14 protein-coding genes are annotated in these 15,971 nt (G+C 64.5%); 8 read left to right on the top strand and 6 right to left on the bottom strand.

What is annotated here, in order from left to right; translation table 11 throughout:
* Window positions 1-10: 10 nt before the first annotated feature.
* The 5 genes from AB4Y31_RS12900 to icd all read right to left on the bottom strand — a co-directional run bounded on the left by AB4Y31_RS12900 (window position 11) and on the right by icd (window position 3,372).
* Complete coding sequence (locus AB4Y31_RS12900; protein WP_368674238.1) at window positions 11-364, bottom strand: restriction endonuclease fold toxin 5 domain-containing protein; 354 nt, start codon at window positions 362-364, stop codon at window positions 11-13.
* Between the two features lie 127 nt (window positions 365-491).
* Entirely contained in the window at window positions 492-959 is a 468-nt protein-coding gene (locus AB4Y31_RS12895; RefSeq protein ID WP_368674237.1) for a hypothetical protein, read from the bottom strand.
* Window positions 952-1,446, bottom strand: a complete 495-nt coding sequence (locus tag AB4Y31_RS12890) for a DUF4123 domain-containing protein (protein WP_368674236.1) — start codon at window positions 1,444-1,446, stop codon at window positions 952-954. The genes AB4Y31_RS12895 and AB4Y31_RS12890 overlap by 8 nt, the downstream gene beginning before the upstream one ends.
* Window positions 1,447-1,448: 2 nt before the next feature.
* Window positions 1,449-1,865, bottom strand: a complete 417-nt coding sequence (locus AB4Y31_RS12885; protein ID WP_368674235.1) for a PAAR domain-containing protein — start codon at window positions 1,863-1,865, stop codon at window positions 1,449-1,451.
* Between the two features lie 250 nt (window positions 1,866-2,115).
* Complete coding sequence (gene icd, locus AB4Y31_RS12880; protein WP_107152031.1) at window positions 2,116-3,372, bottom strand: NADP-dependent isocitrate dehydrogenase; 1,257 nt, start codon at window positions 3,370-3,372, stop codon at window positions 2,116-2,118.
* A gap of 346 nt (window positions 3,373-3,718) precedes the next feature.
* On the opposite strand from icd, the gene AB4Y31_RS12875 reads away from it, so the two are divergent.
* The 8 genes from AB4Y31_RS12875 to AB4Y31_RS12840 all read left to right on the top strand — a co-directional run bounded on the left by AB4Y31_RS12875 (window position 3,719) and on the right by AB4Y31_RS12840 (window position 13,714).
* The gene (locus AB4Y31_RS12875) at window positions 3,719-4,390 is read left to right on the top strand and encodes a pseudouridine synthase (protein ID WP_368674234.1); all 672 of its coding nucleotides are present in this window, start codon (window positions 3,719-3,721) and stop codon (window positions 4,388-4,390) included.
* A gap of 350 nt (window positions 4,391-4,740) precedes the next feature.
* On the top strand, window positions 4,741-4,923 hold the full coding sequence (locus AB4Y31_RS12870) for a hypothetical protein (RefSeq protein ID WP_368674233.1): 183 nt from the start codon (window positions 4,741-4,743) through the stop codon (window positions 4,921-4,923).
* Between the two features lie 177 nt (window positions 4,924-5,100).
* Window positions 5,101-5,601, top strand: a complete 501-nt coding sequence (locus AB4Y31_RS12865; RefSeq protein ID WP_026230138.1) for a DUF192 domain-containing protein — start codon at window positions 5,101-5,103, stop codon at window positions 5,599-5,601.
* Between the two features lie 120 nt (window positions 5,602-5,721).
* Window positions 5,722-7,830, top strand: coding sequence for an elongation factor G (gene fusA / locus AB4Y31_RS12860; RefSeq protein WP_026230139.1), 2,109 nt, complete (start codon window positions 5,722-5,724; stop codon window positions 7,828-7,830).
* A gap of 93 nt (window positions 7,831-7,923) precedes the next feature.
* On the top strand, window positions 7,924-9,603 hold the full coding sequence (locus AB4Y31_RS12855) for an ABC transporter substrate-binding protein (protein WP_368674232.1): 1,680 nt from the start codon (window positions 7,924-7,926) through the stop codon (window positions 9,601-9,603).
* A gap of 84 nt (window positions 9,604-9,687) precedes the next feature.
* Window positions 9,688-10,698, top strand: coding sequence for an ABC transporter permease (locus AB4Y31_RS12850; protein WP_368674231.1), 1,011 nt, complete (start codon window positions 9,688-9,690; stop codon window positions 10,696-10,698).
* The gene (locus tag AB4Y31_RS12845) at window positions 10,695-11,579 is read left to right on the top strand and encodes an ABC transporter permease (protein ID WP_368674230.1); all 885 of its coding nucleotides are present in this window, start codon (window positions 10,695-10,697) and stop codon (window positions 11,577-11,579) included. Before AB4Y31_RS12850 ends, AB4Y31_RS12845 begins: the two co-directional genes overlap by 4 nt.
* The gene (locus tag AB4Y31_RS12840; protein WP_368674229.1) at window positions 11,576-13,714 is read left to right on the top strand and encodes an ABC transporter ATP-binding protein; all 2,139 of its coding nucleotides are present in this window, start codon (window positions 11,576-11,578) and stop codon (window positions 13,712-13,714) included. The genes AB4Y31_RS12845 and AB4Y31_RS12840 overlap by 4 nt, the downstream gene beginning before the upstream one ends.
* 792 nt (window positions 13,715-14,506) lie before the next feature.
* Here AB4Y31_RS12840 and AB4Y31_RS12835 read toward each other — a convergent pair.
* Window positions 14,507-15,937, bottom strand: a complete 1,431-nt coding sequence (locus tag AB4Y31_RS12835; RefSeq protein ID WP_368674228.1) for a hypothetical protein — start codon at window positions 15,935-15,937, stop codon at window positions 14,507-14,509.
* Window positions 15,938-15,971: the final 34 nt, after the last annotated feature.

The following is a 15,971-nucleotide window of genomic DNA, read 5'->3' as shown; positions in this document are numbered from 1 at the left end:
TATCGATGCCTCAAGGTACGACAACAGATTGAACGCCCCAGCGCCTGAGCGACGTTAGCATTCTTGCTCGGGTCTTTGGACCTTGGAAATACCACATGAGCCTTGCAGGTGGATTTGCGCGGACTATAAGGCCCTGCCTCATGATCGCTCTTTCCATCGTTCTGAAACCTTTGAACCTGTCTTTCGCCCATTCCATTTCAAGGAATTGGTCGTAGTTTCCCTTGGCTTCCTGCAACAGACACTGCGCCGGGATGAAACCGTCGAAATCGGTATTTTGCCAATCCCACTCTTGGCTCCATCCCTCCTCGACGCTGTGCGGCCAACCCGTAATACGACCTTGGTATTCTCGTGCGGCTGCGGTCATATGGTGATTCGCCTGCGTGAACCTACCGCCTTCGGGCGGGCACTTCTTGCAGCTTTCATCAGTACGCGGCAGTGTCCGTGCGGCAGGCGCAGCCTTGCTGTCTTCCTTCTTCGTGTCGCCGGACAGACTACCCGTTGCCCCTACCGCCGCCCCGCCCAATAAAGCTACGCCAGCGCGCGCCAAGACCGGACCATGGGCTCGCGCTGCCCCCGCTATCATCGGAACCGCCAGACCCGCCATTATTCAATCCTCCCTCAAATTCAGGATGTTCAATATGCCAGCGCACCACGCGCATATAGTCGTGAAACCGTTCATCCGGCGTGCGGCCCGGACGCGTCAGCCATGCGCGTATCGCAGGCTGCTCGTAGAAGCCCGGCGCATATGCTTCGACGCGGAGGAACGCAACCAGATTTTCGTCGCGCTGGATGCCGATTTCGCGCGCGGCCTTGAACGCACGCCACAACCGTGATGAAAGTGTCGCGTCGTCGGCCAGCTTCGGATCGTCGTTGCACAAATCCACGCGCACGCCTTCAACGAACCGCTTCGCATCGATTTCGGCAAGCGCTGCGATCTGCTCTGTCGTCAGTTCAAGCATGCGGATGCAACCTCGTCAGTTCACCGTTGATTTGCACGAGCCAGTCGAATGTCGGCGCGAAGAATTCGATGCGCTGCGTGAACGAGAACAAACGCGCGATTTCTCCCATCAACCGCGCGTCGTAAAAGCGCAGCAACGCGGTACGACCGTCAGGCATGCGAGCGTTCAAACGCCCTGCGAGCACTTCGGCAAGCGCCGGAAAGGGATACGCGCTGATGAGCCAAGAAACGCCCTCTGCACCCGCGCCCATCGCGAATAACGACTGTTTGACGCTGGGGGACGCTTCCGCGAAATCGATCAGCCACGGCCCGGCGTCAGCCAACGACGCGTCCGACGTACCGTCGAATAATCCGATAGTGGCTGCCGGCCGCTCGACCGTTTCACCGCGTCCGTATAACAGCGCGTCAACAAGCGCGTACAGGCGAACGGGCAATGACGCCTGCGCCTGACGCTGCGAGAAATGCTCTTCGATTTTTGCGGGCCGCACGACTACCACCGCATGATCATCGTTGCGCCGCTTTGCGCGGCCGCTTTCAGGCATTCGAGACAAAGCGTCGGGCTTGGCGACAGCGGCAAGGCAGTCGCCGCCGTTGCGGCGGCTGCGCCGGTACTTGCGTGGGCTTCGCCTTCATCGCTGATGGTGGAATTCGACTGTGACGCGATCAACGTCGCGCCGCATGCAGTGCGCATACCTTCGACGGCTGTATCGCGACCGTCCATCACATGGGGATAACGGCGACCCAGCAGGTCAGGCAGGATTGGAAACGTGCCCTTGCATTGCGGGCATGCGACCATGTGCCCGACGCCCGATATCGGCCTGCCGTCCAGTGTTGCTGTCGGGTTTCCCTCAAGAACTTTGCCGCCGTGCGACGTGGTGTCGCCGACGCAAATAATGCTGCGTGACACGTGGCCCTCTCTTAGTGCTGTTTTGTCTGGACTTTACCATCGGCTCGCGACAAAAAGCACCGGATCAGGCTTTCTCGGACAAATCGGTGACACCGTGCTCCGCGACGTGCCGCCATTGATGGATGAGCTCATCCAGCTCCATCCCGTGACAGCAGGTAACAGCCGACCACAAACAAAAACGCCGATAAATCATTGATCTATCGGCGTTTTGCTACCGCATGAGGCTGCTTGAAACTACATGCGAACCCTCTTACATGTTCTCGATCATCACCTGACCAAAGCCCGAGCACGACACCTGGGTCGCGCCTTCCATCAGGCGGGCGAAGTCATAGGTGACGCGCTTTTGCAGAATCGACTTTTCCATCGACGAGATGATGATGTCGGCCGCTTCCTTCCAACCGATGTGACGCAGCATCATCTCGGCCGAGAGGATCTCCGAGCCCGGATTCACGTAGTCCTTGCCCGCGTACTTCGGTGCGGTGCCGTGCGTCGCTTCGAACATCGCGACCGAATCGGACATGTTCGCACCGGGCGCGATGCCGATGCCGCCCACCTGCGCTGCCAGCGCATCGGAGACGTAGTCGCCGTTCAGGTTCAGCGTGGCGATCACGTCGTACTCGGCCGGGCGCAGCAGAATCTGCTGCAAGAACGCATCGGCGATCACGTCCTTCACGACGATCTCGTTACCCGTCCTCGGGTTCTTGAACTTCATCCACGGGCCGCCGTCCACGAGCTCGGCGCCGAACTCCTTCTGCGCGAGAGCATAGCCCCAGTCGCGGAACGCGCCTTCCGTGAACTTCATGATGTTGCCCTTGTGGACGAGCGTGACCGAGCGGCGGTCATTGTCGATCGCGTACTGGATCGCCTTGCGCACGAGCCGCTGCGTGCCTTCGCTCGAGACGGGCTTGACGCCGATCCCCGACGTTTCCGGGAAGCGGATCTTCTTCACGCCCATTTCTTCGCGCAGGAACTTGATGACCTTCTTCGCCTGCTCCGAATCGGCGGCCCACTCGATGCCGGCATAGATGTCTTCCGAGTTCTCGCGGAAGATCACCATGTTGGTCTTTTCGGGTTCGCGCACCGGCGACGGCACACCCTTGAAGTACTGCACGGGACGCAGGCAGACATACAGGTCGAGCTCCTGGCGCAGCGCGACGTTGAGCGAGCGGATGCCGCCGCCGACGGGCGTCGTCAGCGGGCCCTTGATCGAAACGACGTACTCCTTCAGCACCTGCAGCGTCTCTTCGGGCAGCCAGACATCCGGGCCGTAGACCTTCGTGGCCTTTTCGCCCGCGAAGATTTCCATCCATTGAATCTTGCGCTTGCCGCCATACGCCTTCTCGACCGCCGCATCGACGACCTTGATCATCACCGGCGTAATGTCGAAGCCCGTGCCGTCGCCTTCAATGTACGGAATGATCGGCTGATCGGAAACGTTGAGCGAAAAGTCCGAATTGACGGTGATCTTGTCACCGCTCGTCGGAACCTTGATGTGCTGATACGGCATGATCGACTCCAGTGTTGGCTGTGCAGGTGATAAGCAAGCGGATCCCGCGAAATCGAGCCATCCACCCCGCTCGGTTTCGCGGTGGGTCTCGAGTTTCGCCTCGTGCGTTCGAATCGCTTCGACTTGACAGCGCCGCGTAGATACGGCTGGCTCGCTATTCTAGCCCACGTATCCATGACGGCGACCGCAAGCGCCCGAACCGCGACCGGCCGCCGCTCTCGCGGCGACAGCGCAGCGACCACGGGACGATCGGAGATGCGGGAGTACTTGAGGTCTTATATAAGACAGAAGACTTGCCGTGCCGTATTATGCATTAAGATCCCGCCATTTGCCATAGACGCTCGTCATGCGCCTCATCGCTCTCAATAAGCCGTTCGGCACGATCTGCCAGTTTTCACCGCATGAAACGCGTGCGTCGCTGGCGGATTGGGTCGAGCTGCCGGGCGTCTACCCGGCCGGTCGGCTCGATGCCGACAGCGAAGGGCTGTTGCTTCTCACGGACGACGGCGCCCTGCAGGCGCGCATTGCCGAGCCGCGTCACAAACTTGTCAAACGCTATTGGGCGCAAGTCGAAGGCCTGCCCGACGAGGCCGCGCTCGAAGCGCTCGCGCGCGGCGTCGACCTCGGCGATTATGTGACGGGCCCGTGCCGCGCGGTGGCAATCGAGGCGCCGGCATCGCTTTGGCCTCGCGTCCCTCCGGTACGCTATCGCGCGGCGATTCCGACGACCTGGATCGAGCTCGCGCTGACGGAAGGCAAGAACCGCCAGGTACGGCGCATGACGGCGGCCGTCGGCTTTCCGACGCTGCGTCTCGTGCGAGTCGGCATCGGCGCGCTCGATCTCTTCGCGCTCGGGCTCGAGCCAGGCAAGTGGCGCACGCTGCCGCCGACGGCGCCGTGGAACGGCCTCGACGCGGGCCGTCCCGACGGCGGCGAGGGCGGCTTGACCGGCGAGATCAGCGAGAGCCGCAAAGACAAGCCACGCGCCGCACCCGCTCGGCGCTCACGCAAGCCTTAACTGCTTGTCGCCGCAAGCTTTTTTCGGCGGCAACAGGCGTGCCGTCGACCCTTACCCAGCCCGCCTTACGGCCCCGGTCCTCAGGTTCGAGAAAATTGGGGCGGCGGCGTCAACCACCGCAACCGATCATGCGTTATTCGACGCAGATGCCGCTTCTAAGCTATCCGGCATTAGCGTGCGGGTTTCCGTTTCCGAGTCTTTCAGCGGCGAAGAGCGGGTCTGATGCGCTTGCAGACGTATCGACAAATTAGTTCGATGCGGCTGTCAACCGAAAGGTGGATGGCACGTTTACCGACATGACTCAATGACCGGGTCATTTGGTTAATCAACTAAAGCTGAGGATTCAAGACATGAAGAAGCTGATCGCCGCTCTCATCGCTGGCCTGTTCGCAACGGCTGCTTTCGCCCAAGCTTCGAGCACGGAAGCCGCTTCGGCTCCGGCTGCCGCTCCCGCCAAGCACGCCAAGAAGCACGCCAAGAAGCACTCGAAGAAGGCTGCCAAGGCTGAAGCCGCTTCGGCCGCTTCGGAGTAAGCTTCCTGTAAAGCAAGAAGTCAAAAAGAAGCACCAGCCGTTTTCAACGGCGTTGCAAGGCAGGCTGCCGCACGGCGCCTGCCTTTTTGTCGTTTGGCACGGGCGATATTCATTCGCTTTGCATCGCCGCCAGCCGCTCGCGTAACATGCGCGGATCTCTTCAGCAAGGAGCCTCTCGTGGGAGTTTCGCTTCGCCCGCTTCTCGCGCGCATCGCCGCCGCGATCCCGGCCGCCGTCATCTGCGCCGCCTCGCTCACCGCCGCCCATGCCTTGGCGCAGCAAATGCCCGCCGGCGTAAAACAGCCGTCCGAGTTTCCACGCACGAAGCTCACCGCCGGCATGTTCGTCATCGACGCGGCCGTCGCAGCCAATGACGCCGATCGCGAGCAAGGGCTCATGTACCGGACCCAGCTCGCACCGAACGAAGGCATGCTTTTCGTGTTCGGCGAGAACGCCGTCCATTGCTTCTGGATGAAGAACACGCTGATTCCCCTGTCGATCGCATTTATGCGCGCCGACGGCACGATTACCGACATCGACGAAATGCAGGCGGAAACGACCAACAATCATTGTCCGCGCAACAACGGCGTCTACGCGCTGGAAATGAGCAAGGGCTGGTTTTCCTCGAAAGGAATCACGCCCGGCACCAGGATTCAGGGGCTCCCGCGGCCCCAGTGACGAACGAGGCTGCAAAAGCCACCGCCAGGCGCTATCCTTGCAACCAAAATCTACGCGCCGCGTGACGCGCCGGCAATCATGCCCGGCTCGATGCCGGCGCCCGTTTGCAAGGAGATCGACGTGCCCCGCAAGACTCCCATCGAGCGCTACCGCAATATCGGTATCAGTGCTCACATCGATGCCGGCAAGACGACGACGACCGAGCGCATCCTGTTTTACACGGGCGTGAGCCACAAGATCGGCGAGGTTCACGAAGGTGCGGCGATCATGGACTGGATGGAGCAGGAGCAGGAGCGCGGCATCACGATCACGTCGGCCGCGACGACCGCGTTCTGGAAGGGCATGGCCGGCAACTATCCCGAGCACCGCATCAACATCATCGACACGCCGGGCCACGTCGACTTCACCATCGAAGTCGAGCGCTCGATGCGCGTGCTCGACGGCGCCTGCATGGTCTACGACTCGGTGGGCGGCGTGCAGCCGCAATCGGAGACGGTCTGGCGGCAGGCGAACAAGTACAAGGTGCCGCGCATCGCGTTCGTCAATAAGATGGACCGCGTCGGCGCGGACTTTTTCCGCGTGCAGCGGCAAATCGGCGAGCGGCTCAAGGGCGTCGCCGTGCCGATCCAGGTTCCGGTCGGCGCCGAGGACAGCTTCCAGGGCGTGATCGACCTCGTCAAGATGAAGGCGATCATCTGGGACGAGGAGAGCCAGGGCGTCAAGTTCGAATACCGCGACATTCCGGCCGAGCTGCTCGCCACGGCCGAGGAATGGCGCGAAAAGATGATCGAGGCCGCCGCCGAGGCAAGCGAGGAGCTGCTCGAGAAGTACCTGGAAGACCACACCTCGCTCTCCGAAGAGGAAATCAAGGCTGGTCTGCGCAAGCGCACGATCGCCAACGAAATCGTGCCGATGCTATGCGGCAGCGCGTTCAAGAACAAGGGCGTGCAAGCGATGCTCGACGCGGTGATCGACTACCTGCCTTCGCCGATCGACGTGCCGGCCATTCTCGGTCACGACGAGGACGACCGCGAGGCCGAGCGTCATCCGAGCGACGACGAGCCGTTCTCCGCGCTAGCGTTCAAGATCATGACGGATCCGTTCGTCGGGCAGCTGATTTTCTTTCGCGTCTACTCGGGCGTCGTCAACTCGGGCGACACCGTGCTCAACTCGACGAAGAGCAAGAAGGAACGCGTCGGCCGCATCCTGCAGATGCATGCGAACGATCGCAAGGAGATCAAGGAAGTCTACGCGGGCGACATCGCCGCGGCCGTCGGCCTGAAGGAAGCGACGACGGGCGATACGCTTTGCGACCCGGCCAAGCCGATTATCCTCGAGCGGATGATCTTCCCCGATCCCGTCATCTCGCAGGCCGTCGAGCCGAAGACGAAGGCCGACCAGGAAAAGATGGGGATCGCGCTGAACCGGCTCGCGCAGGAAGATCCGTCGTTCCGCGTGAAGACCGACGAGGAGTCGGGCCAGACGATCATCTCGGGCATGGGCGAGCTGCACCTCGAAATCATCGTCGACCGCATGAGGCGCGAATTCGGCGTCGAGGCGACGGTCGGCAAGCCGCAGGTGGCGTACCGCGAAACGGTCCGCAACACGGTCGAGGATGTCGAGGGCAAGTTCGTCAAGCAGTCGGGCGGGCGCGGCCAGTACGGCCACGCCGTCATCAAGCTCGAGCCGCAGCCGCACGGCAAGGGCTACGAGTTCGTCGACGCAATCAAGGGCGGCGTAATTCCGCGCGAGTTCATTCCGGCCGTTGACAAGGGCATTCAGGAAGCGTTGCAAAGCGGCGTGCTCGCGGGCTACCCCGTCGTCGATACGAAGGTCACGCTGACGTTCGGCTCATACCACGACGTGGACTCGAACGAAAACGCGTTCCGCATGGCCGGCTCGATGGCGTTCAAGGAGGCGATGCGGCGCGCGAAGCCCGTGCTCCTCGAGCCGATGATGGCCGTCGAAGTCGAGACACCCGAGGAGTTCATGGGCAACGTGATGGGCGACCTCTCGGGCCGGCGCGGCATCGTCCAAGGGATGGAGGACATCGCGGGCGGCGGCGGCAAGCTCGTGAAGGCGGAAGTGCCGCTCGCCGAGATGTTCGGCTACTCGACGTCGCTGCGCTCGCTCACGCAAGGCCGCGCGACGTATTCGATGGAGTTCAAGCACTACGCCGAAGCGCCCGCGCACGTGGCCGACGCAGTCATCAGCGCGAAGACGAAGTAATCCCCGCGCGGCGCGGCGACCGGGCCTGCCCGCCGCCGCGCCGCTTCTTGCGCTTTGCTTTTCAGCGCGCATCCGACATGAGGCGGACCCGCCATGAAAGCCCGCTCCGATCGCCCCTCCCTGCTCGAAGCCGTGCGCCGCGATGCCGGCGAGCTTGGCAACCATGCCATCGACGAGTACCTGGTCGAGCGCCTCTCGCGCCGCGAGCTGCTGCGCTATGCCGGCGTCATGGGCCTCTCCGGCGTCGCGCTCGCGCTAGGCGGACTTGCGCTGCCGCGCGCGGCCGCCGCGCAAGCGAAGCCGTCCGGCGCCGGCGCGACGATCCGCGTGGCGCATCTGACGCCGGCCGGCGCCGTCGATCCGCTCACCGTCGCGGACCCGGCCGGCCTCGCGCTCATCGCGCAAACGGGCGAATTTCTGATCGACGACCAAAGCACGGACAAGCCGCTTACGCCGGCCCTCGCGCTTTCATGGCAAGCGAACGCGAAGGGCGACGTCTGGACGTTCAAGCTGCGCCCCAACGTGAAGTTTCACGATGGGCAGACGCTCACGGCGAAAGACGTCGTTGCGACGTTCGATCGCCTTGCGGACCCCGCAAGCGGCTCGGCCGCCCTTTCGCTGCTCAAAGGGGTGCTCTCGAAGGGCGGCACGCGCGCGATCGACGACGGTACCGTCGCGTTTCATCTCGACGCGCCGAACGGCAACTTTCCCTACTACGTCTCTTCCGATAATTACAACGCCGTGATTCTTCCCGCGAGCTTCAGCGGCGGATACGAGAAGAGTTTCATCGGCACGGGGCCGTTCAAACTCGAGCGATACGAACCGAAGGTCGGCGCATCGTTCGTGAGAAATCCTGAATATTGGGGCGAAAAAGCGCTGCCCTCGCGCGTGCAGTTCTCGTTCTATGCCGATCAGCAGGCGCAGATCCTCGCGATGGAGGGCAGGCAGGCCGACGTCATGGGCGACTTCACCGTGCAAGGCGGCGCGGGTCTCCTCAACAATCCGGAGTTCGTCGTCCAGTCGGTCAGGTCGAGCGCGCATCGGCAGATTCACATGCGCTGCGATCAACCGCCGTTCAACGACAAGCGTGTGAGGCAGGCGCTCGCGCTTGCGCTTGACCGCGATCGTCTCGTCAAGGGGCTATTCAAGGGGCGTGCGGTAGTCGGCAACGACCATCCGTTCGCGCCGGTTTTCCCCTCGTACGATCCGTCCGTGCCGCAACGCCGGATCGACGTCGGTCAGGCAAAGCAATTGCTCGCCCAGGCCGGACATCCGAACGGTATCGATGCCACGCTGACCCTGACGACCGAGAAGTTCATGGAGATTCCCGATCTCGCCGTGGTCGTGCAAAACGCCGCCAAAGCGATCGGCATGCGCCTGCAGCTCAAAGTGGAAAGTCAGAGCCTCTACTATGGCGCCGGCACCTTCGGCAAGTCCGATTGGTTGGACTCGACGCTCGGCATCACCGATTACGGACACCGCGGCGTGCCGAATCTTTTTCTCAATGCGCCGCTCACGAGCAACGGCGCCTGGAATGCCGCGCATTTCAAGAACGCCACTTACGACAAGCTCGTGGCGGATTACGTCGGCGCACTCGACGTCGGTGCTCAAAAGAAAGTCGCGCATCAGATCGAAGCCTTGCTGCTCGACGAAACGCCCGTCGTCATTCCCTACTTCTTCGATATGCTGATCGCTCGACGCAAAACCCTCGACGGCGTTCGCTTCACCGCGATTTCGCAGATGTACTTCGATCGTGCCACACTAGTGGCTTGAGTTGGCGGATTCGTCTGCACTACTGATCATTCTCGAATGTATTGCAGCGGCAAACCGAAGTGGAGATCGGAGACGACGTAGCAGATGCCGACCCTCGCCCTTCCCTTGCGCGTCCGCGTCGCCCATGGCACCGCCGCACGCATCGCGCGCTTTCTCGCTGTGCGGCTCGCGCTTTCGCTCGTCACGCTCGTTCTGCTTTCGGCGCTCGTGTTCGCGCTCGGGCAACTGCTGCCCGGCGATGTCGGGCGCGCCATGCTCGGGCCGCTCGCGGACCCGCGCGCCGTGGCGGCGCTCGATCATCAACTCGGCGCCGACCGGCCCGTCCTCGTGCAATTCGGCACATGGATCGCTCGACTGCTACATGGCGATATGGGCATGTCCTACGCCTTTCGCCAACCCGTTGCACCTTTCGTCATTCATGCGCTCGCGAACTCCGCGAAGCTTGCCATGCTCGCCTTTATGATCGTCGTGCCGCTCGGTATCGCGGGCGGCGTATGGGCCGCGCTGAACGCGGGACGCTGGCTCGATCGGACGTTGACGATCGTCGGGCTCTCGGCGACCGTCGTACCCGAGTTCGTCTCGTCCATCGTGCTCATCCTCGTATTCGGCGTCTGGCTGCGCCTGCTGCCGACGGAGGCCGCTTATCCGCCCGGCACAAGCTGGCTCGGCGCGCTGCGGCATCTGATCCTCCCCGCGCTGCCGCTCGTCTTCGTCTTCTTCGGCTACATCGCGCGAATGGCGCGTGCCGGCACCGTCGAGGCGCTCGACGCCGATTACACGCGCACGGCGATCCTCAAAGGGCTGCCGAAGCGCGTCGTCATCTTTCGTCACGTGCTGCGCAACGCACTGCCGCCGACCATCACCGTCGCCGCCACGCAGCTCGGCTATATGGTCGGCGGGCTCGTCGTCGTCGAGACGCTATTTCACTACCAAGGGATCGGCTCGCTGATCTACAACGCCGCAACGGCCCGCGATTTCCCGATGCTCGAAGCGGGCGTGCTGACGGTCGGCGTCGTCTACACGATCGCGCATTTCATCGCGGACGCCTGGCTGGTCGCGCTCGATCCGCGCCTGCGCACGGAGGGAACGGAATGAGCACCACGCCATCGGCTCCGACCGGGACGCCGGCCATCGAACGTAGTCCCTCCACGTCGCCGGCGGAAACGCTGCGCCTGCTGCTGCGCTCGCCGACCTTCGTAGTCGGCCTGCTCATCGCCGCATTCTGGATCGCGTGCGCGCTCGTCGGACCGTTCGTCGTGCCGCACGATCCCTATGCAGCCGATCCGCTCGACTCGTTGATGCCGCCCGATGGCACGCACTGGTTCGGCACCGATCAGCTTGGTCGCGACATCTTTTCGCGCGTGGTCGTCGGTGCGCGCGACATCCTCGCGATCGCCCCGCTCGCGACCCTGGTCGGCACGCTTGCCGGCACGGCGCTCGGGCTCCTTCTCGGCTACTTCGACGGCTGGCTCGATCGTATCGCGGGCCGCCTCATCGATGCGCTGCTCGCGTTGCCGCTCGTCATCGTCGCACTGGCGGCACTGGCAGCGCTGGGCGCATCGAATACGACCGTGGTGCTCGTGATCGCGCTCACGTTCATGCCGATGACGGCGCGCACCGTGCGCGCGGCCGTGCTCGCCGAACGCCATCTCGACTATGTCGCCGCCGCCCAGCTGCGCGGCGAGCATGCGGTCTACATCATGCTCGTGGAGATTGCGCCCAACGTCCTGCCGCCGATCGTCGTCGAGGCGACCGTCCGCCTCGGCTACGCCATCTTCGCCGTCGCGACGCTTTCGTTTCTCGGCTTCGGCGTCGCGCCGCCTTCAGCGGACTGGGGACTCGCCCTCTCCGAGTCGTATTCGCTGATGACGGGCGGCGCCTGGTGGACGGTGGTGTTCGACGCACTCGCCATCGCAACGCTCGTCGTGGGCGTGAACCTCGTCGCCGACAGCGTGCAAGGGATCGTGCAGCCATGAGCGACGTCCCGCGCAAAGCGCCTCCCGGCTTCGAGCCCGCGCCGCGCGCCGGCGAGGACGCGCTTACGGTGACCGGACTGACGGTTGCCTACCGCGTGCGCGGCCGCAACCGCGAGGTGCTGCGCGATGTCACCTTTCGCGTGCGGCGCGGCGAAGCCTACGGGCTCGTCGGCGAATCGGGCTGCGGCAAATCGACGGTCGCGCTCGCCGCTCTCAGCTATCTGCCGAGAAACGGCATGATCAAGGCAGGCCGGATCGCCATCGACGGAATCGATGTCGCGACGCTCGACGCGAGGGCCCTGCGTACCATGAGGGCGACAGCGGTCTCGATGGTCTATCAGGATCCTTCCCGCGCGCTGAATCCGTCGCTGAGAGTCGGTCTTCAGTTGTCCGAAGCATTCGAGGTCGCGCGCGGCATCGGGCGAAGCGAAGCGCGCGACGAAGCGCTCGCGATGCTCGAGCGGGTGAGAATCGCAGACCCGCGTCAAGTGATGGAGCGCTACCCGCATCAGCTATCGGGCGGCATGCAGCAGCGCATCGTGATCGCGATGGCGCTCGCGTCGAATCCCGCCTTGTTGATTCTCGATGAGCCCACCACCGGGCTCGATGCGACGGTCGAGGCCGAGGTGCTCGACGTCGTCGCTCGTCTTCGCGCCGAATCGGGCACGGCGGTGCTGTTCATCAGTCACAACCTTGCCGTCATCAGCCGCATGTGCAGCCGCGTCGGCGTTCTCTATGCGGGAAGGCTCGTCGAGGAAGGCACGAGCGAAGACGTGCTCCGCGCGCCCCGTCATCCTTATACCGTCGGCCTGCTGCGCTGCTTGCCGAGCCCGGGACGCAGCAAGGACGTCGAACGGCTCGATACGATCCCAGGCAGCCTTCCGCCACCGGGCACGACGATGAGCGGCTGCATCTATGCGCCGCGCTGCCGGCTCGCCGACGACCGCTGCCGGCGCGAGGCGCCGCCCCCTTATCGCATTGCCGCGGCGCACGGCGCGCAAATGGCGCGCTGTCATTATCACGAGCGGGCCCATGCGTTGCCCGCGTCGCGAGAGGCGTTCGATGCAGAAAATGAGGGCGACCCGTGCGTTCCGCTCGGGAAAGAGCCGGGTCCGGCGATCGGACGCCTCGCCGCGCGCGACGGACAACCGCGCTTGCGTGCGGCGCATCTTTCGAAGACGTTCGCGACGCCGGCTCACGCGTTGCGTGCCGTCGACGATGTTTCGCTGACGCTGGACGCCGGCGAGACGCTCGGACTCGTCGGCGAATCGGGCAGCGGAAAAACGACGCTCGCCAAGCTGCTAGTGGGTCTCGTCGCACCCGATGCCGGCGGTGTGCTCGAGCTCGACGGCGCGTCTTTACCGCCACGCGTCACTCGCCGCGACGACGATCAGGTGAAGTCACTCCAGATCGTCTTCCAGAATCCCGACTCGGCGCTCAACCGCGCTCATTCGGTCAAGCATCTGATCGGCCGCGCGCTGTCGAAGCTCGCCGCGCTGCGGGGCAAAGCACACGACGAGCGGCTCGCGATGCTCGTCGATGCCGTGCGGCTGCCGCACCGCTACCTTGGTGCTCGCACGCGACAGCTCTCGGGCGGCCTAAAGCAGCGCGTTGCGATTGCACGCGCATTCGCGGGCGAACCGCGCGTCGTCGTCTGCGACGAGCCGACATCGTCGCTCGATGTGTCCGTGCAGGCCGCCATTCTCAACTTGCTCGTCGATCTTCAACGTCAGCGCGGAGTGAGCTACATCTTCATCTCGCACGATCTCAACGTCGTGCGATACGTCTCCGATCGCATCGCTGTGCTCTATGTGGGACGGTTGCTCGAAATCGGCTCGGTCCAGGATGTATTCGACGGTCCTCATCATCCGTACACGGCGGCGCTGCTGTCGGCGATGCCCACGTTGAAGGGGATTCATGCGCAAGGCGAGCGCGTACGTCTGTTCGGAGACCCACCGAGCGCGACGACACCGCCTACGGGATGCGCGTTCCACACGCGTTGCCCACGCAAGCTCGGCGCCGTCTGCGAAGAGCACGATCCGCCGTTCGCCGATGCGGGCAACGGCCATTTGATCCGCTGCCACATCCCCGTCTCAGAATTGCACATCGCACGCCACGAAACCGCGCCGACATAGCGCGCGCTTCCGCGGCGGACAAACGGCGTATTCATGCGCCACGCGCGCCGCCATCGCGGTGTAATGCCCATCGCGTTTCCGACTCGAGCGCTGCATTTCCCGCCTTTTTTCGCGCGTCCGGTATCAAGCCTGAAACGTTTTCTGCGGTATTCGCTTGCCCACGCCGCCCGCGCGCGATGAACGCCCGATGGGGCGGCGCATTCGCCGCAATGGCACGGTTATCGCAGTAAGGCCGCACGGATGCGCGTGCGCGCGCTTCCCCTATCGACGAAGCCACCGCTACCTTTTCGAGGTCAGCGCGCCCTTACTCGTGCTTCGTTAGGACTACTTAATAAATGGCTGATGCGGACCGATGCGGGTCTGCTCGTCGGGGCTGGGGCGGCGCCGGCGACGGCTTGCCGTTTTCATGCAGGACGAACCATGAAAAGCACTGAAAAAACTAAGCGGTCCTATCTGTCTGCACACATCGTCAGGTTTTCGCTCGCGAGCGCGTTGGTGGTTCTGCTCGGTAGTAACGCCGATGCCGCCATGAGTCCCGACGACATGGTCAAATCGACGCTCGCCCCGAGCACGATCGTCGATGCGGACGCAGGCGATATGGCTGCGGGGGCTCCGATTCAGAATGGGGCAAACGGTACCGCCTCGAAGCAGAGCCCTTGCGAAGGCAATCCCGACTATGAGGCATGTGTCAAACGTATCAGCAATGACGTAGGCGACGTGGGCGGCGCCGATAGCAGTGCCACGTCAGAAGGCGCACCGAGCGGCGGTCCTTCGGTCGCCGGCGCCAATGGCTCACGCGGAGACGGCGGTGGTGGAGGAGGCAACGGCGGTAAGGGCGGCGGCAGTGGCGGCAGTGGCGGCAGTGGCGGCAGCGGCGGCAGTGCTGGCAGTGCTGGCAGTGCTGGCAGTGCTGGCAGTGGCGGCAGTGGCGGCAGTGGCGGCAGTGGTGGCAGTGGTGGCAGTGGTGGCAGTGGTGGCAGTGGTGGCAGCGGTGGCAGTGGTGGCAGCGGTGCCAGCGGTGGCAGCGGTGGCAGCGGTAGCAGCGGTGGCAGCGGTGGCAGCGGTGGCAGCGGTGGCAGCGGTGGCAGCGGTGGCAGCGGTGGTGGCAGCGGTGGTGGCAGCGGTGGTGGCAGCGGTGGTGGCAGCGGTGATGGCAGCGGTGGTGGCAGCGGTGGTGGCAGCAGTGGCAGCGGTGGTGGCAGCGGTGGTGGCAGCGGTGGTGGCAGCGGTGGTGGCAGCGGTGGCAGCGGTGGCAGCGGTGGTGGCAGCGGTGGCAGCGGTGGTGGTAATGGCGGTGGCAGTGGCGGCAACGGCGGCGGTAGCGGTGGTGGTGGTAATGGCGGTGGCAGTGGCGGCAACGGCGGCGGTAGCGGTGGTGGCAGCGGTGGTGGCAGCGGTGGTGGCAGCGGTGGCAGTGGCGGCAACGGCGGCGGTAGCGGTGGTCACGGCGGCGGCAATGGCGGCAGCGGTGGTGGTGGTAATGGCGGTGGCAATGGAGGCAGCGGCGGCGATGGTAATGGCGGTGGCAGTGGCGGCAACGGCGGCGGTAGCGGTGGTCACGGCGGCGGCAATGGCGGCAGCGGTGGTGGTGGCAATGGCGGTGGCAATGGAGGCAGCGGCGGCGATGGTAATGGCGGTGGCAGTGGCGGCAACGGCGGGGGTAGCGGTGGTCATGGCGGCGGCAATGGCGGCAGCGGTGGGGGTAGCGGTGGTCATGGCGGCGGCAATGGCGGCGGCAATGGCGGTGGCAGCGGTGGTCATGGCGGCGGCAATGGCGGCGGCAATGGCGGCGGCAATGGCGGCGGCAATGGCGGTGGCAGCGGTGGCAGCGGTGGCAGCGGTGGCAGCGGTGGCAGCGGCGGCAACGGCGGCGGTAGCGGTGGTCATGGCGGCGGCAATGGCGGTGGCAGCGGTGGCAGCGGTGGTAGCGGTGGTCACGGCGGCGGCAATGGCGGTGGCAGCGGTGGCAGCGGCGGTAGCGGTGGTCACGGCGGCGGCAATGGCGGCAGCGGAAGCGGCGGCAGTGGTGGCCAAGGCGGCGGTAGCGATAGCGGTAGCGGCGGTAGCGGTAGCGGTGGCCACGGCGGCGGCAACGGCGGAAACGGCGCGGGCAATGGCGGCGGCAACGGCAGCGGCCATGGCAGTGGCAACGGCGGCAACGGCGGCGGCAATGGCGGCGGGAACGGCAGCAGCGGCGGAGGAGGCCACGGCGGCAGCAACCACTGAGCCAGCGCGCCGGCTCACTCGCCGCGAGGGA

Source organism: Trinickia sp. EG282A (genome assembly GCF_040965455.1).
Lineage (GTDB): Bacteria > Pseudomonadota > Gammaproteobacteria > Burkholderiales > Burkholderiaceae > Trinickia > Trinickia symbiotica.
Note: the sequence above shows the minus strand (reverse complement) of the source record. Positions and strands in the feature narration are given on the sequence as shown.